This is a genomic window from Microbacterium sp. dk485, assembly GCF_004570445.1.
In the GTDB taxonomy this organism is placed as follows: domain Bacteria; phylum Actinomycetota; class Actinomycetes; order Actinomycetales; family Microbacteriaceae; genus Microbacterium; species Microbacterium wangchenii.
This window is the reverse complement of sequence record NZ_SPQW01000001.1, coordinates 2,070,007-2,092,605: the sequence shown is the minus strand read 5'-3', so window position 1 is coordinate 2,092,605 and position 22,599 is coordinate 2,070,007. Positions and strand designations below refer to the sequence as shown.

At 70.5% G+C, this 22,599-nt stretch carries 26 protein-coding genes; 12 read left to right on the top strand and 14 right to left on the bottom strand.

All coding sequences use genetic code 11. The annotated features are described in order from the left end of the window. Positions 1-84: 84 nt before the first annotated feature. From ccsB to E4V99_RS09865, 7 genes are all read right to left on the bottom strand, one after another. Positions 85-1,131, bottom strand: coding sequence for a c-type cytochrome biogenesis protein CcsB (gene ccsB, locus E4V99_RS09895; protein WP_135117107.1), 1,047 nt, complete (start codon positions 1,129-1,131; stop codon positions 85-87). A gap of 4 nt (positions 1,132-1,135) precedes the next feature. Further along, the gene (locus tag E4V99_RS09890; RefSeq protein WP_135117106.1) at positions 1,136-2,806 is read right to left on the bottom strand and encodes a cytochrome c biogenesis protein ResB; all 1,671 of its coding nucleotides are present in this window, start codon (positions 2,804-2,806) and stop codon (positions 1,136-1,138) included. Positions 2,807-2,816: 10 nt separating this feature from the next. Continuing rightward, positions 2,817-3,569: a cytochrome c biogenesis protein CcdA gene (locus E4V99_RS09885; protein ID WP_135117105.1), complete on the bottom strand. Its 753-nt coding sequence runs from the start codon at positions 3,567-3,569 to the stop codon at positions 2,817-2,819. Then, entirely contained in the window at positions 3,566-4,162 is a 597-nt protein-coding gene (locus tag E4V99_RS09880) for a TlpA disulfide reductase family protein (protein ID WP_135068761.1), read from the bottom strand. The genes E4V99_RS09885 and E4V99_RS09880 overlap by 4 nt, the downstream gene beginning before the upstream one ends. Continuing rightward, the gene (locus E4V99_RS09875) at positions 4,162-4,791 is read right to left on the bottom strand and encodes a histidine phosphatase family protein (protein ID WP_135117104.1); all 630 of its coding nucleotides are present in this window, start codon (positions 4,789-4,791) and stop codon (positions 4,162-4,164) included. The genes E4V99_RS09880 and E4V99_RS09875 overlap by 1 nt, the downstream gene beginning before the upstream one ends. Positions 4,792-4,854: 63 nt before the next feature. Next, on the bottom strand, positions 4,855-5,538 hold the full coding sequence (locus E4V99_RS09870; protein ID WP_135068765.1) for a DedA family protein: 684 nt from the start codon (positions 5,536-5,538) through the stop codon (positions 4,855-4,857). Positions 5,539-5,658: 120 nt separating this feature from the next. Further along, positions 5,659-6,081, bottom strand: a complete 423-nt coding sequence (locus E4V99_RS09865) for a DUF6264 family protein (protein WP_261799179.1) — start codon at positions 6,079-6,081, stop codon at positions 5,659-5,661. A gap of 77 nt (positions 6,082-6,158) precedes the next feature. On the opposite strand from E4V99_RS09865, the gene E4V99_RS09860 reads away from it, so the two are divergent. The 4 genes from E4V99_RS09860 to E4V99_RS09845 all read left to right on the top strand — a co-directional run bounded on the left by E4V99_RS09860 (position 6,159) and on the right by E4V99_RS09845 (position 11,313). After that, positions 6,159-7,583, top strand: coding sequence for an HNH endonuclease signature motif containing protein (locus E4V99_RS09860; protein WP_135117103.1), 1,425 nt, complete (start codon positions 6,159-6,161; stop codon positions 7,581-7,583). A gap of 99 nt (positions 7,584-7,682) precedes the next feature. Beyond that, complete coding sequence (locus E4V99_RS09855; protein WP_135068773.1) at positions 7,683-8,699, top strand: DUF2332 domain-containing protein; 1,017 nt, start codon at positions 7,683-7,685, stop codon at positions 8,697-8,699. A gap of 6 nt (positions 8,700-8,705) precedes the next feature. Continuing rightward, on the top strand, positions 8,706-10,049 hold the full coding sequence (aspS, locus tag E4V99_RS09850; protein ID WP_135117102.1) for an aspartate--tRNA(Asn) ligase: 1,344 nt from the start codon (positions 8,706-8,708) through the stop codon (positions 10,047-10,049). Between the two features lie 73 nt (positions 10,050-10,122). Further along, complete coding sequence (locus E4V99_RS09845; RefSeq protein WP_245233153.1) at positions 10,123-11,313, top strand: mechanosensitive ion channel domain-containing protein; 1,191 nt, start codon at positions 10,123-10,125, stop codon at positions 11,311-11,313. A 218-nt stretch (positions 11,314-11,531) separates the two neighbouring features. Here the strand turns inward: E4V99_RS09845 and E4V99_RS09840 are convergent, their stop codons facing one another. The 5 genes from E4V99_RS09840 to E4V99_RS09820 all read right to left on the bottom strand — a co-directional run bounded on the left by E4V99_RS09840 (position 11,532) and on the right by E4V99_RS09820 (position 13,606). Beyond that, positions 11,532-11,798 carry a glutaredoxin family protein gene (locus tag E4V99_RS09840; RefSeq protein ID WP_135068779.1) on the bottom strand — a complete coding sequence of 89 codons (267 nt, stop codon included), beginning with the start codon at positions 11,796-11,798 and terminating at the stop codon, positions 11,532-11,534. Positions 11,799-11,831: 33 nt separating this feature from the next. Continuing rightward, complete coding sequence (locus tag E4V99_RS09835; protein ID WP_135117100.1) at positions 11,832-12,125, bottom strand: rhodanese-like domain-containing protein; 294 nt, start codon at positions 12,123-12,125, stop codon at positions 11,832-11,834. A gap of 79 nt (positions 12,126-12,204) precedes the next feature. Then, positions 12,205-12,303, bottom strand: a complete 99-nt coding sequence (locus E4V99_RS09830; protein ID WP_003792170.1) for an AURKAIP1/COX24 domain-containing protein — start codon at positions 12,301-12,303, stop codon at positions 12,205-12,207. A gap of 83 nt (positions 12,304-12,386) precedes the next feature. Continuing rightward, a complete protein-coding gene (locus tag E4V99_RS09825) occupies positions 12,387-12,578 on the bottom strand; it encodes a helix-turn-helix domain-containing protein (protein ID WP_135068783.1) in 192 nt (63 codons plus the stop codon). Positions 12,579-12,670: 92 nt separating this feature from the next. Beyond that, a complete protein-coding gene (locus E4V99_RS09820; RefSeq protein ID WP_240742713.1) occupies positions 12,671-13,606 on the bottom strand; it encodes a TetR/AcrR family transcriptional regulator in 936 nt (311 codons plus the stop codon). Between the two features lie 82 nt (positions 13,607-13,688). Between E4V99_RS09820 and E4V99_RS09815 the strand changes: the two genes are divergently transcribed. From E4V99_RS09815 to E4V99_RS09805, 3 genes are all read left to right on the top strand, one after another. Continuing rightward, positions 13,689-14,579, top strand: coding sequence for an ATP-binding cassette domain-containing protein (locus E4V99_RS09815; RefSeq protein WP_135068785.1), 891 nt, complete (start codon positions 13,689-13,691; stop codon positions 14,577-14,579). Beyond that, positions 14,576-15,358 carry an ABC transporter permease gene (locus E4V99_RS09810; protein WP_135117099.1) on the top strand — a complete coding sequence of 261 codons (783 nt, stop codon included), beginning with the start codon at positions 14,576-14,578 and terminating at the stop codon, positions 15,356-15,358. Before E4V99_RS09815 ends, E4V99_RS09810 begins: the two co-directional genes overlap by 4 nt. A gap of 68 nt (positions 15,359-15,426) precedes the next feature. Next, positions 15,427-15,948, top strand: coding sequence for a hypothetical protein (locus tag E4V99_RS09805; RefSeq protein WP_135117098.1), 522 nt, complete (start codon positions 15,427-15,429; stop codon positions 15,946-15,948). A gap of 4 nt (positions 15,949-15,952) precedes the next feature. Here E4V99_RS09805 and E4V99_RS09800 read toward each other — a convergent pair whose 3' ends face one another. Further along, on the bottom strand, positions 15,953-16,348 hold the full coding sequence (locus E4V99_RS09800; RefSeq protein WP_135117097.1) for a metalloregulator ArsR/SmtB family transcription factor: 396 nt from the start codon (positions 16,346-16,348) through the stop codon (positions 15,953-15,955). Between the two features lie 68 nt (positions 16,349-16,416). Here E4V99_RS09800 and E4V99_RS09795 point away from each other — a divergent pair, with 68 nt between their 5' ends. Both E4V99_RS09795 and E4V99_RS09790 read left to right on the top strand, forming a co-directional pair. Beyond that, on the top strand, positions 16,417-17,859 hold the full coding sequence (locus E4V99_RS09795) for a potassium transporter TrkG (protein ID WP_135117096.1): 1,443 nt from the start codon (positions 16,417-16,419) through the stop codon (positions 17,857-17,859). Then, on the top strand, positions 17,852-18,523 hold the full coding sequence (locus E4V99_RS09790) for a TrkA family potassium uptake protein (protein WP_135068795.1): 672 nt from the start codon (positions 17,852-17,854) through the stop codon (positions 18,521-18,523). The genes E4V99_RS09795 and E4V99_RS09790 overlap by 8 nt, the downstream gene beginning before the upstream one ends. Before the next feature lie 15 nt (positions 18,524-18,538). Here E4V99_RS09790 and proC read toward each other — a convergent pair whose 3' ends face one another. After that, entirely contained in the window at positions 18,539-19,381 is an 843-nt protein-coding gene (gene proC / locus E4V99_RS09785; RefSeq protein WP_135117095.1) for a pyrroline-5-carboxylate reductase, read from the bottom strand. A gap of 168 nt (positions 19,382-19,549) precedes the next feature. Between proC and E4V99_RS09780 the strand changes: the two genes are divergently transcribed. From E4V99_RS09780 to E4V99_RS09770, 3 genes are read left to right on the top strand one after another with little or no spacing between them, the layout of a single operon-like run. Next, on the top strand, positions 19,550-20,662 hold the full coding sequence (locus E4V99_RS09780) for an alpha/beta hydrolase (protein ID WP_135068799.1): 1,113 nt from the start codon (positions 19,550-19,552) through the stop codon (positions 20,660-20,662). Between the two features lies 1 nt (position 20,663). Next, complete coding sequence (locus tag E4V99_RS09775; RefSeq protein WP_135117094.1) at positions 20,664-21,653, top strand: cation diffusion facilitator family transporter; 990 nt, start codon at positions 20,664-20,666, stop codon at positions 21,651-21,653. A gap of 12 nt (positions 21,654-21,665) precedes the next feature. Further along, positions 21,666-22,598, top strand: coding sequence for an LLM class F420-dependent oxidoreductase (locus E4V99_RS09770; protein ID WP_135068802.1), 933 nt, complete (start codon positions 21,666-21,668; stop codon positions 22,596-22,598). The last annotated feature ends 1 nt before the right edge of the window (position 22,599 follow it).

Genomic DNA, 22,599 nt, shown 5'->3' with positions numbered 1-22,599 from the left:
GACTGCGACGATCGTGATGCACGCGAAACGCCGCCCCGCGCCGGAAAGGCGCGGGGCGGCGTCAGGACCGAGGGAGACCCGGGGTCAGCTGGTCAGACCGGAGTACGCGTGCAGGCCCTTGAAGAACATGTTCACGATCGTGAAGTTGAAGATCACGGCGGTGAACCCGATGATCGACAGCCACGCCGATCGCGTGCCGCGCCATCCGCGCGTCGCACGGGCGTGGATGTAACCGGCGTAGAGCACCCAGATGACGAAGGTCCAGACTTCCTTCGTGTCGAAGCCCCAGTACCGGCCCCATGCGTCGTTGGCCCAGATGGAGCCGGCGATGAGGGTGAAGGTCCAGAAGATGAACCCGACGATCGCGAAGCGGTAGGCGAGGGACTCCAGCGTCTCACTGGAGGGGAGGGTGCGCAGGAACCCGGGCCCGCGCTTGGCCGACGGCGCGGATGCTGCGTCGCCCGACGCCACGGCCGCCACCGCACGCCGCTCCCGGCGCGACTGCATGAGCTGCAGCACCGACAGGCCGAAAGCGAGCGCGAACAGGGCCGTGGCCAGCGACGCGACGAACACGTGGATGACCAGCCACGCGGACTTCAGCGGGTCGGCCAGGGGCACGACCTCGACATAGAACGCCAGTGTCGCGCCGCCGAGGAGGACGACCGTGAGCCCCGTGATGAAGGAGCCCAGGAAGCGAAGGTCGTAGCGGAAGAGGACGACCAGGTACACCGCGACGATGAGCATCGTGCCGGTGAGGGCGAACTCGTACATGTTCGACCAGGGGACGCGCTCGGCGGCGATTCCGCGCGTGACGTCGGCGGCGACGTGGAAGAGGAAGCCCAGCACCGTCAGAGACGTGCCGATCCGCCCCCAGACGTAGCGGGGCTTGGCTGCGGCGCCCGCGTCCATGGCGCCCTGCGGCCGCCCGGTCCGGGTGCCGGCGGGAGCGGTGGCGGCGCCGGCGGTCACGAGTTCGCGCTCGCGCGCGGCGTCCTGCGCCTTGAGCGCCACATCGGAGCGGCGCGCGAGATCGACGGCGTAGGCGATGAAGGCCAGCACGTAGATCGCGATGGCGGTCCAGACCAGCAGCACGGAGACCGCGTCGAGGGAGAGCGTTTCGGATCCGGGCATGGTCTCAGTCTACGTCCGAGGTGCTGCGCCAACCCTGGACGGCGGCGGCGTGACGGGCCTGGAACTGATCCACCGCGGCGCCCAGCGTGGGGTCCTCCCCGCGGGCGAGTCCGGCGTACTCCAGGTGCACGGAGCTGCCCTGCACCGTCGCCTTGACCCACATCCGCCGTCGCGGGACGAACAGCGCCGCCAGCAGGCCGAGGGTGGCCAGAACCGCGAAGAGCAGCACCCACGGGGCGGCCAGGTCGCGATGGATCGACAGCGACGCGAACCGCTTCACGGATTCGGCATAGCCGGTGGCACCCTCGGGCGATTCGTCCTCGAAGGTGATCGTGCCGAGCCCGTCCGGCAGTTCGGCCGACTGCCCGGGGGCGAGCTCGATCGAGTCGATGCCCGTGTCTCCACCGCTGAGCTGTTCCATCTCGCTCGTGTCCAGCGTGTAGACCGAGCGCGGCTGGCCGCCGTCGATGCCGAGGTCGCCGACGAAGACGTTGAAGGTGACGACGGGACTGATGAGGTCGGGATACGCCGACGTGAACGCGCCGGAGGCCAGCGCCGCCTGCGTGGGATAGAAGAACCCGACCAGGCCCATCTGCTCGGGCAGACCGTCGGGCACCTTCACGACGCCGAGCGAGGTCATGTTGGTGTCCTGCGGCAGGAAGGGCACGGAGTCGTGGAAGATCTCCTCGCCCTCGGCGTTGCGGATGGTGAGGGTCGGGGCGTAGCCGTTGCCCATCAGGTAAACGCGGTCGCCCGCGACGTCCAGCGGGTGGTTGACGCGCACCTGCCCCTCGCCCTCCTCGCCGTCCACGCGCGTGGTGAGGTTCGCGGCGAAGTCGCCGGCCTGACCGGCGCCCTGTTCGCCGAGGGGCACATAGCTGACGTCGAACTCGTCGAGGGTCAGCGCGTAGGGCGTGAGAGTCTCGGCGCTCACGAAGCGACCGGGGTTGAACGAGGAGTAATCCAGCAGCGAGTTGACGAACGTCGTCCCCTCGACGATGACGCGCTGGCCGGTGTAGGTGAATCCGCCGCCCACACCGACGGCCACGAGCACCCCGACCAGTGCCCCGTGGAAGACGAGGTTGCCCGTCTCACGCAGGTACCCGCGCTCCGCCGACACCGAGAAGGCCCCACGGCCGTCGTAGCGCTCGACGCGGTACCCGGCCTTGCGCAGCTGCCCGGCCGCCAGCTCGACGGATTCGGCCGCCAGGCGGGCGGCGTCGTCGGGGGACGCGGCATCCAGCTCCGCCTCGCGGAAGTCGTCCAGGCGCGACAGGCGCGCGGGCGTCCGCGGCGGGCGTGAGCGCAGCGCCTTCCAGTGGTGCTTGGTGCGCGGGATGACGCAGCCGATGAGCGAGACGAACAGGAGGAGGTAGATCGCGGAGAACCACGGCGAGGAGTAGACGTCGAACAGGCTCAGGTTCTCGAGGATGGGAGCCAGGTCGGGGTTGTCGGTGAAGTACTGCGTGACGCCGTTGGGATCGGCACTGCGCTGCGGCACGATCGATCCCGGCACCGCGGCGATCGCCAGCAGCAGCAGCAGGACGAGCGCCGTGCGCATGCTCGTCAGCTGACGCCAGCCCCACCGCATCCATCCGACGAATCCGAGGGCGGGCGCGGTGATGTCCTCGGGATCGGCGGAGGCGTGGTCGGCAGGGCGCAGCGGGTCGGTCATGGTCGATTCGTCAGAGCGGGAGGGGGACACTCTGGATCACCCCCTGGAGTTGCGACATCCACGCGCCCCACACGCCCGTGACCATCGCGAGGCCCAGGAGGATCAGGAGCGCCCCGCCGATCAGGTTGATGGCGCGGATGTGGCGGCGCAGGAACGCCACCGAACGGGTCGCCCAGCCGAAGCCGAGCGCGAGGAGGAGGAACGGGATGCCCAGGCCCAGCGAGTAGGCCAGGCCCAGCAGCGCGGCGCGGCCGGGGTCGCCCAGGTTCCACGACACCGAGAAGATCGCGGCAAGGGTCGGGCCGATGCACGGCGTCCACCCGATGCCGAGGGCGATGCCCAGCAGCGGTGCGCCGATGAGCCCGATGTTGTTGCGCGCCTGCGGTCGCACGGTGCGCTGGGCGATGCCGAACAGCCCGATGAAGACCAGCCCGAGCAGGATGACGATGACGCCCATGACGCGCGTGATCGGGTCGGCGTACTCGACGAAGAAGCGCCCGACCGTGCCGCCCAGGACGTTGACGGTCATGAACACGAGCGTGAACCCGGCGATGAACAGCAGCACGCCGCCCAGGAGCCGGCCGCGGCCGGGCGCCGCCGTGGACGAGCCGCGGCGGGGCGCGACGGAGCCGCCGATGAACCCGAGGTAGCCCGGGACGAGCGGGAGCACGCACGGGGAGAGGAACGACACCAGCCCGGCGGCGAGGGCGATGGGCAGGGCGAGCCACAGCGCACCGTCGAACACGACCGCGCCGGGGTTCACGCCGGCTCCGCGAGGACGTCGCGCACGATCGTCTGGAGGATCGAGGCCTCCGGCAGTTCGCCGATGATGCGCGCGGCGACGCGACCCTCCTTATCGAGCACGAGCGTCACGGGCGTGGCGGTGAGCGGCGCATGCTCGGCGAAGGCGAGCTTGACCGCGCCGCCGTTGACGTCGATGACGCTCGGGTAACTCACGCCGTTGTCGCGGGCGAAGGATGCCGCGGTCGCGGCCTGGTCGTAGGTGTTCACGCCCAGGAACGCGACGTCCTGCCCTTCGAAGCTCTCATACGCCTCTTCCAGGCGCGGGGCCTCGACGATGCAGGGGCCGCAGGCGGCGTACCAGAAGTTCACGACGAGCACCTGGCCGGCGTAGTCGGCGTCCGACACCTCGGCGCCCGTCTCGGTCACGCCGGCGAACTCGACCCGTTCACCGCGATCCGCGGCCGGGATCTCGGAGGTCTGGAAGCCGTTGGCGGCGATATAGCCCTTGTTGTCGCCCGCCCGGTACTGATCGGCCAGCGGATCGGCCGCACACGCGCCCAGCCCGAACGCGAGAGCGGCGGTGAGGGATGCGGCGAGGAGGCGCCGGCGCATCACACGGCCCCCACGTCGACGGCACCAGCGGTCGACGCCGGCTCTGCGTAGTCGACCTCGACCCAGCGGTCGCCGCGGCGCTCGAAGCTCGTGACGCTGGACAGTGCGCAGCGACGGCGACGCGGATCGTGGCGCAGCGCGCCGCCGGCGATCGAGAGGTGCGAGATCCAGATCGGGAGCTGGTGCGACACGATCACGACATCCCCGCCGTCAGCCGTGTCCCACGCGTCGTCCATGGCGGCCCGCATCCGCGCGACGATGCTCTCGTAGGCCTCGCCCCAGCTGGGGAGGGCGGGGCGGGCGAGGTGGCGCCAGTTCAGCGGGTTGTAGAAGACCCGCCCCATCCGCCGGCCTTCGAAGACGTTCGTCGGCTCGATCACGCGCTCATCGATGACCGGCTCCAGCGCGAACAGCTCCGCGAACGGCTCGGCCGATTCGCGCGTGCGCTGCAGCGGTGAGACGACCAGTGCACTCACGGATCGTTCGAGCGATCGCACGTACTCGGCGGCCTGCCGGGCCATCCGCCGCCCATCGGGGCTCAGGCCGAAGCCGGGCAGCCGTCCGTAGAGGACACGCCCGGGGTTGTCGACCTCGCCGTGGCGCACGAGGTGGAGGCGATCGGCGGACACCCCTCCAGTCTAGGCGGGGGCGTTCTGTGGAGCGCCTGTGGGGAGGGTGGGCCCTGGGCTCGGTCAGACGCCGTCAGTGCCGGTGCGGCGCGCGCGCGTCAGCATGCGCACCCGGACGACCACGAACCACACCACCGCGACGAGAACGGCGGCGATCACGACGTACTGGAGGATGTCGGCGTACTGCTCGATGACGTGCCACTGCTCGCCGAGGAGATACCCGGCCAGGACGAAGATCGTGTTCCAGATCAGACTGCCCGCCGCCGTCAGCAGCGTGAACCGCCACACCGGCATCTTCGCGACACCGGCGGGGATCGAGATGAGGCTCCGGAAGATCGGCAGCATCCGGCCGAAGAACACCGCCTTGCCGCCGTGCCGCTGGAACCACGCCACGGTCACGTCCACGTCCTGCACCTTCATCAGCGGCATCCGGTCGGCGATCCGGCGCAGCCGCTGGACCCCCAGCCACCGGCCGAGGCCGTACAGCGCGAGGGCGCCGACGATCGATCCGATCGTGGTCCAGATGAGGGCCTCGGCCAGCGAGAAGGAGCCGCGGCTCGCCGCCAGACCCGCCATCGGCAGCACCACCTCGCTCGGCAGCGGGGGGAAGAGATTCTCCAGCGCGATCGCCAGGCCCGCGCCCACCGGTCCGATGATGTCCATCAGGGAGACGGTCCAGTCGGCCAGCGCCGACAGCCACGATCCGTCGCCGGCTGTGGAGGTCGCGGCAAGCGTGATTTCGGTCATCGGGGCCTTTGCTCTCGGTGATCGGCGGACGTGCGGGTGCCGCGGTTCAGCCTAGGCGCGGGAGGTTACGAGTTGCTGGGGGCTCGCCCCCGTCCCGGTTCCGGTCAGCTGGATCCCGGACTACGCACCCACCGCGGCGCCGACGATCGCGACCGCCACGAAGAAGGTCAGCACCATCAGCGCAGCGCTCACCAGGGGCACCCAGAAGGCGACACGCCTCACGACGAGGAGGATCACGGCCCCCACGAGGCCGAGCAGGAGCGTCACCCACGGCGAGATCGCCGCGAACCAGACCCCGAAGGTCAGCAGGCCGTCGTTGCAGTTGTCGTCGAAGCATCCGTCCGACGCCATCGCGAGGAAGAGGCCGAAGTACGACGCCAGCGCCGCGAAGATCGCCAGCAGGATCAGCAGGACGACGGTGAGCACGATGTCCCACACGCGCACGGGCCGGGCGGTGCGCGGCGGGGCGGCGGTGGAGTCGGGGGGCGGGGCGTAGCTCACGCGCTCATCGTAAGGGGCGGCCGCGGACGGGGCGCAGGGCACGCGGGTTATCCACAGAACGCGGTGCGACCGGGGTTTTTCGCGGTCGCAATGGCGGTGGCCCGCGGGAGGATACGGGTATGGACGAACTCGTCGGCACCCTCCGCGATCTGATCGATCGCGCGGATGCGGCCGTCGGCGAGCTGATCGCGCGAGACGCGTTCGGCATCGCCCGTGACGACGACATCCTCGAGGCGCTCAGCCTCGCGGGGCGCCTCGAGCGCCGGGTCGAGGCCGTTCTCGTCGAGCTCGCCGGTGAAGCGGCAGCGCGGTCGGGTTCCCCCGATCGCGATGCCCGGCTCACTTCGCACGCCGGGTGCCACGACGTGTCGGAGCTGCTGCAGCGCACCACGCGGGTGGCGCCCCAGACGGCGGCGAAGTGGCAGCGGGCGGCCCGTGCCGTGCGCGGGCAGGTGTCGCCGTCGTCCGGTGAGGTCCTCCCCCCTTTCCTGCCCGCTCTGCGCGCCGCCATGACCGCCGGCGAGGCCGGCGTCGACGGCGTCCTGGCGGTGAGCACGGCGCTGGCCACGCTCGACCGACGCGTCCCGCGGGAGGACCTGCTCGTCGCCGACGAGATCCTCGCCGCCCAGGCACGGGGAACCGGACCGGATGCCGCCCCGCCGGCGTGCGCGGAGCTGCTCCGCCTGCAGGCGCTGGTGTGGTCGGCGGCGCTCGACCAGGACGGCGCAGAGCCGCGCGACCGGGCCGCCGCCCACCGCCGCGGCGTGACGCTCGGAGCACCCCAGGACGGCCTCGTGCCCGTGCACGGAAGGCTCATGCCGGAGGTGGCCGCGCAGCTGCGGCGCATCTTCGACGCCGTGCTGTCGCCGCGGGTCGGCGGCGTCGCGTTCCGCGAGGAGCCGCCGGCCGGTTCGTACGCCGACCTCGACGAACGACCCCCGGTCGATGACCGCCGGCTCGCGCAGCGGCAGCACGACGCGCTGGCCACCGCTCTGGGCGCCGCCGCCGCGAGCGGTGAGCTGCCCACGATCGGCGGGGCCGCCCCCACGCTCGTGGTCTCGGTCCGCGAAGAGGACCACCTGACCGGTGCGGGCTGGGCGTACGCCGAAGGCACCGATGAGCCGCTGTCGCCCGCATGTGCCCGCCACGTCGCCTGCAGCGGCAGCATCCAGCGGGTCGTGGTGGATTCCCACGGCCGCATCCTGCGCCTCGGCACGGAGGAGCGCGTCTTCAACCGGCATCAGCGTCGCTCGATCTCACTCCGCGACGGCGGGTGCCTCATTCCCGGATGCGGCGTTCCAGCCGGGTGGTGCGAGATCCACCATGTCACCGAGCACGCCCACGGTGGGCCCACCCACACCGACAACGGCGTGCTCCTGTGCTGGTTCCACCATCGGTTCCTCGACCGCAGCGGCTGGGGGATCCGGATGAATCGCGGAGTCCCCGAGGTGCGTGCCCCCGGGTGGCACGACCCTCATCGCCGATGGCGAGCGGTCACCCGGTCGCGCACCCGCCTCCTCGACCTCGTCGGCCGGCGGACGTAGAACCATCCGGGCCGGGACATGGCAGCCGGCGATGAGCGCGGGAATGTGTGACCGCGCGAGCGGCTGGATCGGGCCGTGCCCTGCAGATACGGTCGGGGCATGGTCGCTGATTCCGTGGCCGCGCGCTATCGCGGTTTCGCCGAGATGGAGGCGCGTGGGGTTTCCCCGACCTACGAGGAGTGGGCACTCGGCGTCGGCGGAGACGAAGAGGTCGCCGCGCTGATCGGCACGCTCCCCCGCGCGAAGCAGCAGGCAAACCTCGTCTTCGCTTCGGCCCGGGCCGCTGGCGCGCCGCTGGCGGACTACGAGCGCTTCCGCACCTGGCTCGTCCCGCACTGGCGCCGCGTCCGCGCAATCATCACCGTGCGGTCGACGCAGACCAACGAGGCGGGCCGATGCGCGGTGCTGCTCCCGGCCCTCGACGCCATCGACGGACCGCTCGCCCTGCTGGAGGTCGGCGCATCCGCGGGTCTTTGCCTCTATCCCGACCGGTACAGCTACCGATACGACACGCCCGCCGGCGCCGTAGCGATCGATCCGACGAACGGCCCGAGTCCCGTGCTCGCCCGTTGCCGCACCACGGCGACGACGCTTCCGGCGCGCGTGCCGGAGGTGGTGTGGCGCGCGGGGATCGATCTCCATCCGCTGGATCCCAGTCGGGGGGACGACCTTGCCTGGCTCGAGGCGCTCGTATGGCCCGAGCACGGCGAACGACGAGAGCGGCTCCGCTCCGCCGCATCCCTCGTCGCGGCGGAACCGCGGCCGGCCGATATCGTCCCCGGTGATCTCGTCGCAGAACTCGACACCCTCGCCGCCGCCGCGCCGAAGGGTGCGACCCTGGTCGTGTTCCACAGCTCGGTACTCGTCTACCTCGACCCCGGCCGGCGCTCTGCTTTCGTCGACATCGTGCGCTCCCTCCGCGGCGCGCGGTGGCTCAGCAACGAAGGTGAGGGGGTCTTCCCCGACATCGCGCGGAAACTACCCGAACCGGCCGCGGGGCGAACGGTGCTGGCTGTGGACGGCGAACCCATCGCCTTCACCGGGCCGCACGGTCAGAGCTACGAACCCATCGAGGCCGACCCGGGGGAACGGGTTCACCGCCCGCACGTAGACTGAACCCTCGTGAGTGAACGCGTTCTCGTCAAGCAGCTGCAGTCCCTCCCCGACGGCCCGGTATCGGTGTCGGGATGGGTGGAAACGGTGCGCGATCAGAAGAAGGTGCAGTTCGTCATCCTCCGGGACGAGACCGGTGCCGTGCAGCTGGTGAACCCCGCCACGCGTGAGCTCGCCGAGGACGCCGGCCCCGAGGCATCCGCCGCGCTCGCCCTGACCGAGACGATCTCGGCCCTCGCCACCGGAACCTTCCTGACGGTGCGCGGCCAGCTCAAGCACGACGAGCGCGTCAAGCTCGGTGGCGTCGAGATCAAGATCGGCACGCTCGACATCGCGGCCGAAGCCCTCCCCGAGACGCCCATCGCCGCCGACAGCGGCATGGACAAGCGCATGGACTGGCGCTTCCTCGACCTGCGCCAGGCCCGCAACAACCTCATCTTCCGCGTGCAGACCACGCTCGAGCACGCGATGCGCACGTACTGGATCGAGCGCGACTACATCGAGATCCACTCCCCCAAGCTCATGTCGAGCCCTTCGGAATCCAACGCCGAGCTGTTCAGCATGGACTACTTCGAAGACAAGACCGCGTACCTCGCGCAGAGCCCGCAGCACTTCAAGCAGATGGCGCAGTCGGCCGGCTTCGGCAAGATCTTCGAAATCGGCGACGTCTTCCGCGCCGACCCGTCGTTCACGAGCCGCCACGCGACCGAGTTCACCTCCGTCGACGCCGAGATCAGCTGGATCGACTCGCACGAGGACGTCGCCCGGATGCAGGAGGAGCTCCTGCAGTTCGCCATCCAGGCGGTCAAGGACAAGCACGGCGCCGAGATCCAGGAGCTCTTCGGCATCCAGGTCGTCGTCCCCACCCTCCCCTTCCCCCGCATCCCGCTGGCCGAAGCCCGCGAGACGGTCAAGCAGCGCGGCTACGAGATCCCTCGCACCGACGGCGACCTCGACCCCGAGGGCGAACGTCAGGTCGCCGCGTACATCGAGGAGACCTACGGACACCAGTTCGTCTTCGTCACCGACTACCACCCCGAGATCCGGCCGTTCTACCACATGCGCGATCCGGAGACCGGGATGACGCGGAGCTACGACCTTCTGTTCAAGGGCGTGGAGATCACCACGGGCGCTCAGCGCGAGCACCGCGTGCGCGTCCTGGAGGAGCAGGCCGTCGAGAAGGGGCTCGACCTCGCCGGCCTGGAGCACTACCTCGACTTCTTCCGGTACGGCACTCCCCCGCACGGCGGGTTCGGCATGGGTCTCGCGCGTCTGCTGATGCTGCTGCTGGGCGAGTCGTCGATCCGCGAAGTCACGTTCCTCTTCCGCGGTCCCACGCGCCTGGCTCCCTGACCCCACCCCGCACCATCCGGCACTGAGCCGACGGCCAGGATCGGTCCAGCCTCGCCCCGTAGCGTGGATGCACGTGTTCGACAATGCCTGGCTGAACTTCGCGGTCACCTTCGTCGCGTGCGTCGTCGTCGCGACGATCGTCACCCTCCTCGTCGCGTGGATTGCGCGGCTGGTCGCGCGACGACGGTCGTGGCCGCACCGCCTCGTCCACCACGCCCGCCTACCGTTCCGTACGCTCGTGCTGCTCGCGGGGATGTGGACGGCCGTGGGGCTGGCATTCCCGGAAGCGTCGTGGCTGCCCGCGCTCACTCAGCTGCTCTCGATCCTCGTGATCATCGCCGCCGCGTGGCTGCTCGGCGCCCTCGTGACGTTCGCGACCGACCTCACCCTCGGCCGTAATCGCATCGACGTCCCCGACAACCGGGTGGCCCGCCGCATCCGCACGCAGACCCTCATCGTGCGACGCCTGGCGATCGCGCTCATCGTCGTGATCGCGCTGGGCGCGATCCTGCTCACCTTCCCCGCCGTGCGCGCCGTCGGGGCGAGCGTGCTCGCGTCGGCCGGTATCGCCTCGATCGTCGCCGGTCTGGCGGCCCAGACGGTGCTGGCGAACATGTTCGCCGGCCTGCAACTCGCCTTCAGCGACGCCCTGCGCGTGGACGACGTCGTCGTCGTGGAGGACGAGTGGGGACGCGTGGGCGAGATCACCCTGAGCTACGTCGTGCTCGATCTGTGGGATGACCGCCGGCTCGTGCTGCCGTGCACGTATTTCACCACCCAGCCGTTCCAGAACTGGACTCGGCGGGGCAGCGAGCTGCTGGGTTCGGTCGAGCTCGACGTGGATTGGCGCGTCTCGCCGGCGCGCATGCGCGAGCACCTCGACGACGTGCTGGCCCGCACCGACCTGTGGGACGGGCGCGCCTCCGTGCTGCAGGTGACCGAGGCCACCGGCGGACTCGTCCGCATCCGCATCCTCGTCACGGCCGCCGACGCGCCGACGCTGTTCGATCTGCGCTGCCACGTGCGCGAGGCGATGGTGACGTGGATGCAGCACACGATGCCCGCCGCGCTCCCCGTGCAGCGCGTGCTGGTGACCAGCGCGGGGGACGCGCAGCCCGCGCCCGCGCGCGAGCACTCCCCCGAGCCGGGTGCGGGCCTGTTCACCGGCAGCGCGGAGGCCGAGGAGCGCGCATCCGCCTTCACGAACGCGATCCCCGTCATCCGCCCCGAGGACGATCCGCCCCGTCCGCCCCGCGAAGACTGACCCCGGCGTCCCCGCCGACCTGCCTCGGCCCGCTGCCCAAACTCCGCAGAAACCGGCCGGATGGCCTCGAAACGGGTTTGTCGGGGCCTTTCCGGCGCATTCTTGCGGAGTTCGGGCAGCGGGAGGGCGGCGCGAGGGCGCAGCGGCGGCGCGGCGCAGCGCGAGGACTCGGAGGCGCGAGGGCGCAGCGCGAGGGCGCGGCGAGGCGCGCGGGGGCCCTAGGCCCTCTCCGCCACCAGCAGCGCCTCGCGCAGGCGGTCCGCGGAGACCCGCCAGTGCGCGTGGAGGGATCCGTCGATCAGCACGACCGGGATCTTCTCCCACCATCGCTCATACAGGGCGGCGTCCTCCAGGATCGAGAGACGCTCCACGGCGACGGAGTCGGCGACGTCGTCGGGCAGGTCGGCGACCACCGCCTCCACGATCTCCTCGGCGACATCGCACAGATGGCACTCCGGTTTGCCGATGACCGTCAGCGTCGTCACGACCGGATCCCCTGCGGCATCACGGCGCGGCACTCAGTGCTCGAGGCCGTAGCCGGCCTCGACCCACGCACCCGTGCCGCCTTCAATGTTGGTGGCATCCATGCCCCGCGCGGTGAGGGCCTCCACGACACGCGCCGAGCGTCCACCGACCTGGCAGATCACGTCGAACGGGCCCTCCGGGAGCTCATCGAGGTGCTCGCCGAGGGTCGACATCGGCATGTTGACGGCACCCGGCACATGGCCGGCCGCGTACTCGTCGGGCTCGCGCACGTCCACGAGCGGAACACCCTCGCGCTCGCGCAGCTGCTGGACGGAGATGGACTGCATGGCGACTCCAGAATGACGGCGGAACGGTCGAACACGAAGCGCCCGCCACGAAGGACAGGCGCTCGGTGTGTTCGGCCGCTTACTTCTTGTTGCGGCGCTGGTGACGAGTCTTGCGAAGCAGCTTGCGGTGCTTCTTCTTCGCCATGCGCTTACGGCGCTTCTTGATGACAGAACCCACGGAAAACCTCACAATGTCAGGGGTCTGGGTGCCGATCGCCGGCTCCCGGGTACACGAGGCGCAGAAAAAGGCCTCAGATCAGTCTAGCCGACGTCGGAGACCGGCCGTTGCATGGCATCGACCACAGCCGATTCCGGCACGCGGTAGCTGCGGCCGAATCGCACGGCGGGAAGCTCGCCGGAGTGCACGAGCCGGTAGACCGTCATCTTGGACACGCGCATCAGCTCGGCCACCTCGGCGACGGTGAGGAAGCGCACGTCCGGCAGTTCGGCCATGGCGTTCCCCTCTCGCGGTGTGCTGTCGACACTCTAGGCCGTGGGTGCGACGCGTGTAAACCCGCGTGGCTGATGGGCCGGATGGGGCAGAATCACGTGTCGCGGCGAGTGCGCGCCGCACGCTGACGCGCTTCGGCGAGCGCCTGGCGTTCGAGCTTCCGCGCCGCCCTGAGCGCCTTCTCCGCGTCCCGCACGGCCTTGCGCGCCTCGCGGTACCGCTTGTCCTCGGCGACATCGGGCGCTTCCGGCTCGTGCCACGGCGCGGAGGGTGCCGGCGGTGCTCCGGATTCACGCTCGGCCATGTATGCGGCGAGCCCGTCGAGAGTGCGATCCAGCCCGAACTGGAAGGGGTCGGCCTCCGAGCGGAACACACCGGCGTCGACGGCCCGCCGGAGGGCCGGGTACTCCTCCGGCGTGATGAGGGTCGCGAAGAGCCGATCCTCGTACGCCGCGATCTCCTCCGGCGACATCCCCCGTTCCCTGGCCTGGCGGGCGTAGGCGGCGAGGATCGTGCCGTACCACCGGGCCTGGCCGGTGACCTGCAGCGCCGCCGCGAGGCGCTCGTCATCGGTCAGCGGAGTCTCGGCGAGGGCGTCGAGCATGACGTCCATGAAGGCCGCGGAGTTCGGCGTGGCCGGTGACCCGGTGATCGGGATGTCGAGGATCCACGGGTGCTCCAGGTACACCTGCACGCTGGCACGGAATGCGGCGACCAGCCTGGCCCGCCACCCCTTCGCCTCGCGGATGGACTCCGGGGGAAGCCCCGTCGCCTCCTCCTGCATGAGCTGGATGAGGTCGTCCTTGGCGCTGACGTATCGGTAGAGCGACATCGTCGTGTACCCCAGGCGCGCGGCGACCGCCGCCATCGACACCGCGCCGAGTCCGTCGGCGTCGGCGATCTGCACGGCGGCGTCGACGATGCGCTCGAGGCTCATCTCCCGCTTCGGCCCGCGCTGCGGGTCGGCCGCCATGCCCCACGCCAGCGCCACGCCGCGCGGCAGCTCGAGATCGGGGGTCTGCTCATCCACACCGACATCTTAGGGCTGTTTATGACGTACACCGTGTGTTATCTTCATACGCAGTTTAGGTCGTATACAGAAAGGAAAGCCGATGGATGCCGCCATCTCGGTCCACCGCCTGCGCAAGCAGTACGGCGGACATGCCGTCCTCGACGGCCTGGAATTCAGCGTCCGTCGCGGTGAGGTCTTCGCCCTGCTCGGACCGAACGGGGCCGGCAAGACGACGACGATCTCGATCCTCACGACGCTGCAGCTACCCGACGGCGGGGAGGCCTCCGTCGCGGGATTCGACGTCGCGACCTCCCCGCGCGACGTGCAGCAGCGCATCGCCCTGACCGGACAGGCCGCCGCGGTGGACGATGTGCTCACCGGAGCCGAGAACCTCATGATGCTCGGCCGGTTGTCCGGCCTGCGCCCCCGCATGGCGCGCGAGCGCGCGACAGAGCTCCTCGCGCGGTTCGATCTGACCGACGCCGCGTCGCGGCCGGTCGGCACCTACTCCGGAGGGATGCGGCGGCGTCTGGATCTGGCCCTGAGCCTCGTCGTCACCCCGGAGGTGCTCTTCCTGGACGAACCCACGACCGGATTGGACACCCGCAGCCGGCGTGAACTGTGGGACGTCATCCGCACGCTTGCCGCGGGTGGGACCACGGTGTTCCTCACGACGCAGTACCTGGAGGAAGCGGACCAGCTCGCCGACCGCGTGGCCGTCCTGCACGGGGGTCGCATCGCCGCATCCGGCGCTCCGTCCGAGCTGAAATCGCGCGTCGGAACCGAGGTGGTGGAGCTGCGCGACCCCGCCGGCGAGCTCCTGCAGGAGATCGCCACGGACGGGACGGTGCGGGGACTGCGCGCCGCCCTCGACACCCTCGACGCGGACCGGGACGAGGGTGCCGTGACCCTTCGTCGACCGACCCTCGACGACGTGTTCCTTGCCCTGACCGACGACCCCGCAGCCCTCCCCGAAAGGAGCACCCCGTGACCACCCCCGCCCTCCTGCGCCCCCGCCTGACCGGGATCACCGCCGAACGCGTCTTCGTGCGGCGATCGCTCGTGCGCTCGCTGAGAGATGGGGAATCCCTCATGATGGCGATCCTGCTGCCGGTCCTGCTGATGCTGATGTTCACGTTCGTCTTCGGCGGCGCCCTGGAACCCGGCGGCGGCTACGTCGACTACGTCGTCCCCGGGATCATCCTCACGTGCGCGGGCTTCGGCGCGTCGTCCACGGCCCTGTACGTGGCCGGCGACATGAAGGCCGGCATCGTCGACCGTTTCCGCACCATGCCGCTGCGCTCGGGGGCGGTGCTGACCGGACACGTCGTCGCGAGCCTCGTGCGCAACCTCCTGGCCACCGGCGTCGTCATCCTCGTCGCCGTGGTGGTCGGCTTCCGCCCCACCGCGGGCGTGCTGGGATGGCTGGGCGCCCTGGCAATCATCGCGCTGTACATCCTCGCGATCACGTATCTGTTCGCCGCCATCGGCCTGGCCGCACGGAGTCCGGAAGGGGCGAACGCCTACGGTTTCATCCTGCTGTTCCTGCCGTACCTCTCCAGCGCCTTCGTCCCCGTGGAGACCATGCCGCAGTGGCTGCAGGGGATCGCCAGCACCCAGCCGGTGACACCCATCATCGAGACGATCCGCGCCTTCCTCTTCGGCACGGGCGCGGGAGCCGAACTCGGATGGGCGCTGGCGTGGTGCGGTCTCATCCTCGCCGTCTCCGTCGCGTGGGGCGCGTGGCTGTTCCGCCGGCGCAGCCGCTGACGAGGATTCACAGCGCACGCTGAAACTGCCCTGACATCGCGCAAATCCCGGATGGCGATAGTGAGGGCATGACCGAGAAACCAGCTGCCGGACCGGCTCCGGCCACACCCAGTACCCCGGAAGAATCCACCACCCCCGACGCCACGATCCCCGCGGCTCCTTCCCCCGCCGAGACTGCGGACGAGCCGACGAAGCGCAAGCGGAACTGGCCCGTCATCGCCGCGGCCGTCGCCGGTGGCGTCGCCGTCACGGCGCTCGCCTTCGGCGGCGGTCTCGCGACCGGCTGGAACCTGAACTCGGGCCCCGAGTCGGGATTCGAATTCACCGACGGCTCACAGATGCCGGAGGAGGGCGGCCCGGGCTCCGACGACCGGAACGGCCCGCGCGGGCACGACCACCCCTCCGAATCGCACGACCGCGACGGCTCCGGACCGCGTGACGGATTCGGACCGCGCGGCGGCGACGACGACCGCACCCCCACGGCCCCGGACGACGACGCCGACGCGGACGACACCGAGAAGGACGACGCGGATCGGGACGCCGACCGGAGGGACGCCGACCAGAAGGACGACGCCGACAGCGACGCGTGAGGCGTCAGCGGCCCGGCAGTTTGCGCAGGGCCGCTGTCACGGCGTGCTTCGCCGACGCGGCGGCGCGCCCGACCACGTCCGCCGCATGAGCGGCGGGTTCGGGCAGCGTCGCCGGCGTCGGCGGATCCGCGGAGAAGAAGGGAACCAGCCAATCGTCGACCTCGTCCAGCGGCGCGGTCTGCAGGCTGTAATAGCGATGCTGACCCTCTTCGCGCACCGACACCAGCCCTGCGTCCCGGAGCACCCTCAGGTGCTTGGACACCGTGGGCTGGCTCGCCCCGAGGACCTGCACGATGTGCGACACGCTGGTGCCGTCCTGGCCGTCCGCGGAACGATCGAGGAGGAGCTGGAGGATGTCGCGACGCGTGCGGTCTGCGATCACGTCGAAGATGTCCGCCATTGCTTCAGATTAGTCGCGCTCGCCGCGGAGTACCATGAGCGGGGTCCACGAGCGAAAGGGGCGACGCGATGGCGTCAGCGCCGGCGTGGGCTCGAGACCGCCACAGATGGTCGGCGCCACTCGACCGAGGCTGGGACCGGGTCCGCAACCTGACGACGTCGTCGCCGGCCCGGTTCGCGGTGCTCGTGTTCCTCGCGCTCATCCTGCTGTTCACGGCGCTGTACTCGTTGCCGGCCGCCTCGGCCGACGGAACCCGCACGCCGTTCGCCGACGCGCTGTTCACCGCGGTGTCCACCATCTGCGTGACGGGCCTCGCGACGGTGGACATGTACTCCCACTGGTCGCCGCTGGGTCACGTCTTCACCTACATCGGCGTCAACGTGGGCGCCCTCGGCGTGCTCACGCTCGCATCCATCCTGGGGCTGGTGATCTCCAAGCGCCTCGGGCTGCGGGCCAAACTCATCGCCGCCGGCGACTCGAACCCGCTCCGCGTGCACGGCGGGCCCGTCAACGAGGGCCAGACGGTTCGTCTGGGCGAGGTGGGACAGCTGCTGCTCACGGTCGCCCTCTCCACCCTCGCGATCGAGGCGGGGCTGGCGATCCTGCTCTACCCCGCGCTCATCATGGCCGGCATCGACCCGCTCGTGGCACTGTGGGAAGCGCCCTACTACGCCGCCATGGCCTTCACCAACACGGGGTTCGTCCCCAACGCCAACGGCCTCGTGCCCTTCGCCGACGACTACTTCCTGCTCACCGTGCTCATGGCCGGCGTGTTCCTCGGCTCGATCGGCTTCCCCGTCATCTTCTCGCTGTGGAAGAACTACTGGCACGTGCGCCGCTGGTCGCTGCACACCAAGCTCACCCTCATCACCACGACGATCCTCTTCGTCGCCGGGGCGGGCATCATCCTCCTGCTCGAATACAACAACCCCAAGACCTTCGGGAGCATGGACGCGTGGGACACCACGTTCCAGGCCTTCTTCGTCTCGGCGATGACCCGGTCGGGCGGATTCAGCGTCGTCGAGATCGGCGACATGAACGGCTCCACCCTCGTGGTCGGCTCGATGCTCATGTTCGTCGGCGGCGGATCGGCCTCCACCGCCGGCGGGATCAAGGTGACGACCCTCGCCGTGCTGGCCCTGGCCGTGTGGTCGGAGGCGAAGGGCCGCTCGTCGGTCGAGGCCTTCGGTCGCCGCATCCCCAGCGACGTGCAGCGCGTCGCCCTCTCCGTCGTGGCGTGGGGCGCGACGATCGTGGCGGTCTCCACCGTGGCGATCGGTCAGATCACCCAGGCGCCCATCGAACAGGTGCTGTTCGATGTGATCTCCGGCTTCGCGACGGTCGGACTGTCCACGGGTCTGACCGCCGACCTGCCCGACCCGGCCATCTACGTTCTGGCGGCGACCATGTTCATGGGGCGCGTTGGTACAGTGACACTCGCCGCGGCGGTCGCTGCGACGTCCCGCACGCAGCTGTACTCCCTGCCCGTGGAAAGGCCCATCGTTGGTTGACCGCATCCGGAACGATTCGCCCGTCCTCGTCATCGGCCTCGGCCGGTTCGGCGCCGCGTGCGCCGGTGAACTCGACCGGCTGGACCGCGATGTGCTCGCCATCGACGAGAGCCTCGAGCTCGTGCAGAAGTGGTCCGAACGCGTCACGCACGCCGTCCAGGCCGACGCCCGCAACATCGACGCCCTCAAGCAGATCGGCGCGCAGGACTTCCAGGTCGCCGTCGTGGCGGTCGGATCGCTCATCGAGGCATCCGTGCTCATCACCGCCAACCTCGTCGACCTGAAGGTGCCGCAGATCTGGGCCAAGGCCGTCTCGCAGGCGCACGGCAAGATCCTCGCCCGCGTGGGCGCCAACCACGTCATCTACCCCGAACGCGAGGCCGGCGAGCGCGTGGCGCACCTCGTCAGCGGGCGGATGCTCGATTTCATCCGCTTCGACGACGACTTCGCGCTGGCGAAGATGTACCCGCCGAAGTTCATCCGGGGCATCGGCCTGAACGAATCGGGCGTGCGCAGCAAATACAACGTCACAGTCGTGGGCGTGAAGAGCCCCGGGCGGCCGTTCCGATACGCGGAGGCGAACACCATCGTGACCAACCACGACCTCATCATCGTGTCGGGGACCAACTCCGACATCGAGCGGTTCGCCTCGCTCGACCGCTGAGCGCCGGCGGCGGCGTCAGCCTGCGGCCAGCTCCCGCGCGCGTGCCAGCGCCGCATCCGTCGCCCGCTCGAACACCGCGGCCAGATCCGCCTCCTGCAGCACGGCGACGGCGCGTTCGGTCGTGCCCTTCGGGCTCGTGACCTGACGACGCAGTTCGCGCGGGTCCTCGCCCGTGGCCTCCATCAGCGCCGCCGCGCCGACGAAGGTCTGCCGCGCCAGCATCCACGCCTCCGCCTCGGTGAACCCCTTCCGCACGGCCGCCTCGGCGAGCTGTTCCACGAGCAGGAAGACGTAGGCCGGACCGGAGCCGGAGATGGTGGAGAGGGCATCGATCTGCGACTCGGGCACCTCCACGACCTCTCCCACCGTCTCGAACAGGCGTCGCACGACGGCGATGTCGCCCGGGGATGCGGCGGCATCGGCCGCGAGGCCCGTGACGGCCTTGCCCACCAGCGCGGGCGTGTTCGGCATCGAGCGGAGGACGACCGCGCGCGGGCCGAGGATCCGGGTGAAAGTGGCGAGCGGCACACCCGCGGCCAGGCTCACCACGAGAGCTCCCTCGCGCACGTGCGGGGCGATCGCGCGGAGCAGATCGGGCACCATGGCGGGCTTGACGCCCACGAGGACGACATCGGCGGAGGAGGCCGCGACGGCATTGGCCTGCGGGTCCTCCTCGAGGGCGAGACTGGTCACGCCTTCCAGCGCGGCGAGACTCCCCGCCTTCGCGGCCGTGCGGTTGGTGACGGTGATCGACGGGGCCAACCCCGAACGCACGAGACCCTTCAGGATGGCGCCGCCCATCGATCCGGCTCCCAGGATCGCGACGGCGGGCAGGGAGTCGGACGGCGCATCGGTCATGGCGCCATCCTAGAAGCACCGCACGGCCGCAGCGGCGGCACCGACGGCCCGACCGGAGGAGAGGAACCGCCGCAAGGGCCGAGGGTCGCGTTCCGTCGCGCCGACGCCGGAGATATAGTCGATGCGCAGGCGCCCGATCGCCCGCGACACAGTGCGGAGGACCTCCCCATGACCCTGTTCGACGGAATCTCCTCACGACGCGTCGAGACGCCGCGGCTGAGCGTGACCGTGCTCGAGCGGGACGGCGACGATCCGTCCACCCCCGCCGATCGCACCGTCGTCTTCGTCCACGGCACCGTCGGGTCCTCGCTGTTCTGGCAGGAGATCCTGCAGGACCTCCCGAGCGACCTCCGCGTGCTCGCCGTCGATCTGCGCGGGTACGGCGGCACCGAGAACGCACCGGTGGACGCCACACGCGGGGTGCGCGACTTCAGCGACGACCTCGCCGCCACCCTGGACACGATCGGCATCCGCACCGCCCATCTCGTGGGCTGGTCGCTCGGCGCAGCCGTCATCCTGCAGTACGCGCTGGAGCATCCCGCGCTCTCGCTCACTCTCGAAGCGCCGATCTCGCCGTACGGCTTCGGCGGCACCCGCCGGGACGGCACGCGCCTCACACCGGAGGATGCCGGCACCGGGGGCGGGACGGCGAACCCCGACTTCGTGCGGCGCCTCGCGGCAGGCGACTCCGGCGACGAGGCGGAGACCTCGCCGCGCAGCATGTTCCGCGCCGGCTTCGTCGCGAGCGGCTACCGCAGCGATCACGAAGACGTGTGGGTGGCGGCGATGCTCGCCACCTCCACCGCCGGCGGCAACTACCCGGGTGACTCCGTGCGCACCGACGCGTGGCCCGGCTTCGCCGCCGGCACCACCGGTGTCCTGAACGCGCTCGCCCCGAAGCACTTCGACCTCTCCGGCATCGTCGACCTCGCCGAGAAGCCGCCGCTGCTGTGGGTGCACGGAGAGGTGGATGCGATCATCTCGGATGCGTCGGTCTACGAGCCCAACGGACTCGGGAGCCTCGGGATCCTGCCCGATTGGCCCGGAGACGACATCGCCCCGCCGCAGCCGATGGTGTCGCAGACCCGCGACGTGCTGGACGCGTACGCCGCGGCCGGCGGCGACGTCGTGGAGATCGCGCTTCCCGGCGTCGGGCACAGTCCGCACCTGGAGGCCCCGGCGAAGTTCCGCCATGCGCTGCTGACCCGCATCGGCTACGTCGGCACGCCCGCCGACCCTGCTCCCACCACCGAGGCCATCATCATCCGATCGGCGGACTGACGTGAGCGCAACCGGAGGCGGCCGCGCCATCATCGCGGCGTTCCTGGCCAACATGGGGATCGCGATCGCGAAGTTCCTCGCGTGGCTGGTATCGGGCTCGGCATCGATGCTCGCCGAGGCGATCCACTCGCTCGCCGACTCGGGCAATCAGCTGCTGCTGCTGCTGGGCGGTCGCCGTGCGCGGCGCAGCGCCGACCGTGAGCATCCGTTCGGCTACGGCCGCGAACGCTACGTGTACGCGTTCGTGGTGTCGATCATCCTCTTCTCCGTGGGCGGGCTGTTCTCCCTCTACGAGGGCGTGGACAAGCTGACGCACCCGCACGAGCTGGAGAACGTGTGGATCCCCATCGCCGTGCTGGTCATCGCGATCGTCCTGGAGTCCTTCTCGCTGCGGACCGCCGTCAAGGAGAGCAATCATGTCCGGCTGCCCGGCCAGTCCTGGGTGTCGTTCGTGCGCCGCTCCAAGGCCCCCGAGCTCCCGGTCGTGCTCCTGGAGGACATCGCTGCGCTGACCGGTCTGGTGTTCGCGCTGTTCGGCGTGGGGCTGGCAGCCCTGACCCACAATCCCGTCTTCGACGCCATCGGCACCCTGATGATCGGCACCCTCCTCATCCTCGTGGCGATCGTCCTGGGCATCGAGACCAAGAGCCTGCTGGTCGGCGAGGGCGCGACCGAGGCCGACCACGACCGCATCGTCGCCGCCATCGAGGACGGTCCTGAGGTCGATCGCGTGATCCACCTCAAGACGCTGTACCTCGGCCCCGACGAGCTGCTGGTCGCGGCGAAGCTGGCGCTGCCCGCCGACGAGACGCTGACCGCCGTGGCCGCGCACATCAACACCGTCGAGGAGCGCATCCGCGCAGCGCTACCGGTCGCACGGGCGATCTATCTCGAGCCGGACCTCGACCGTGCCGGCACGGACGTCGCCCCGGGTGGCGCGACAGCGGCGGGGACGGGCACCCTCGCGGACGGCACTCCCCCGGCGGGCTGACAGACTGGGCCGGTGGAGTACTGCATTTTCACCGAGCCGCAGCAGGGCTACGACTACGACGACCAGCTCGCCTTCGCCCTGGCGGCCGAACGCCTCGGCTTCGACGCGTTCATCCGCTCCGACCATTACCTGCGCATGGGTGAGGGCGATCCCCTCCCCGGAGGCACGGATGCGTGGACGACCCTGGCCGGCCTCGCCCGCGAGACCAGCCGCATCCGCCTCGGCACGCTCGTCTCCTCCGCGACGCACCGCCTCCCCGGTGTGCTCGCCGTCCAGGTCGCGCAGGTCGATCAGATGTCCGGCGGCCGGGTGGAGTTCGGCCTCGGCACGGGCTGGTTCGAACGCGAGCATCGCGCCTACGGCATCCCGTTCCCCGCGAAGAGGTTCGGCATCCTCGAGGAGCAGCTGGCCATCCTCACCGGCATGTGGCAGACCCCCGTCGGTGAACGGTTCGACTTCGCCGGCGAGCACTACACCGTCGAGGACTCCCCCGCCCTGCCCAAGCCGGTCCAGACGCGCATGCCGGTGATCGTCGGCGGCGGCGGCCCGCGCCGCACGCCCGCGGTGGCGGCGCGGTTCGCGACGGAGTTCAACATCGGCTTCGTGCCCGAGCCCACCGTGGCCGAGAAGTTCGCCGGCGTGCGCGCGGCGTGCGAGGCCATCGGTCGCGACCCGCGAACCCTCAAGCTCTCGGTGGCGACCCCGACGCTGGCCGGGGCCTCCGAGACCGATGTGGCCCGACGCGCGGCGACGCTCGGCCGGGATCTGGATGAGTACCGCGGCAACGGCGGCAACGTCGCGGGCGGACGGGCGGAGATCGCCGCCAAGGTCGAGCGGCTGCAGGCGCTCGGCGCCGAGCGCGTGTACTTCCAGCTCATGGACATGGGCGACCTGGAGCAGCTCGAGTACCTCGGGTCCGAGGTGCTGCCGCACCTTCCGCGCTGAC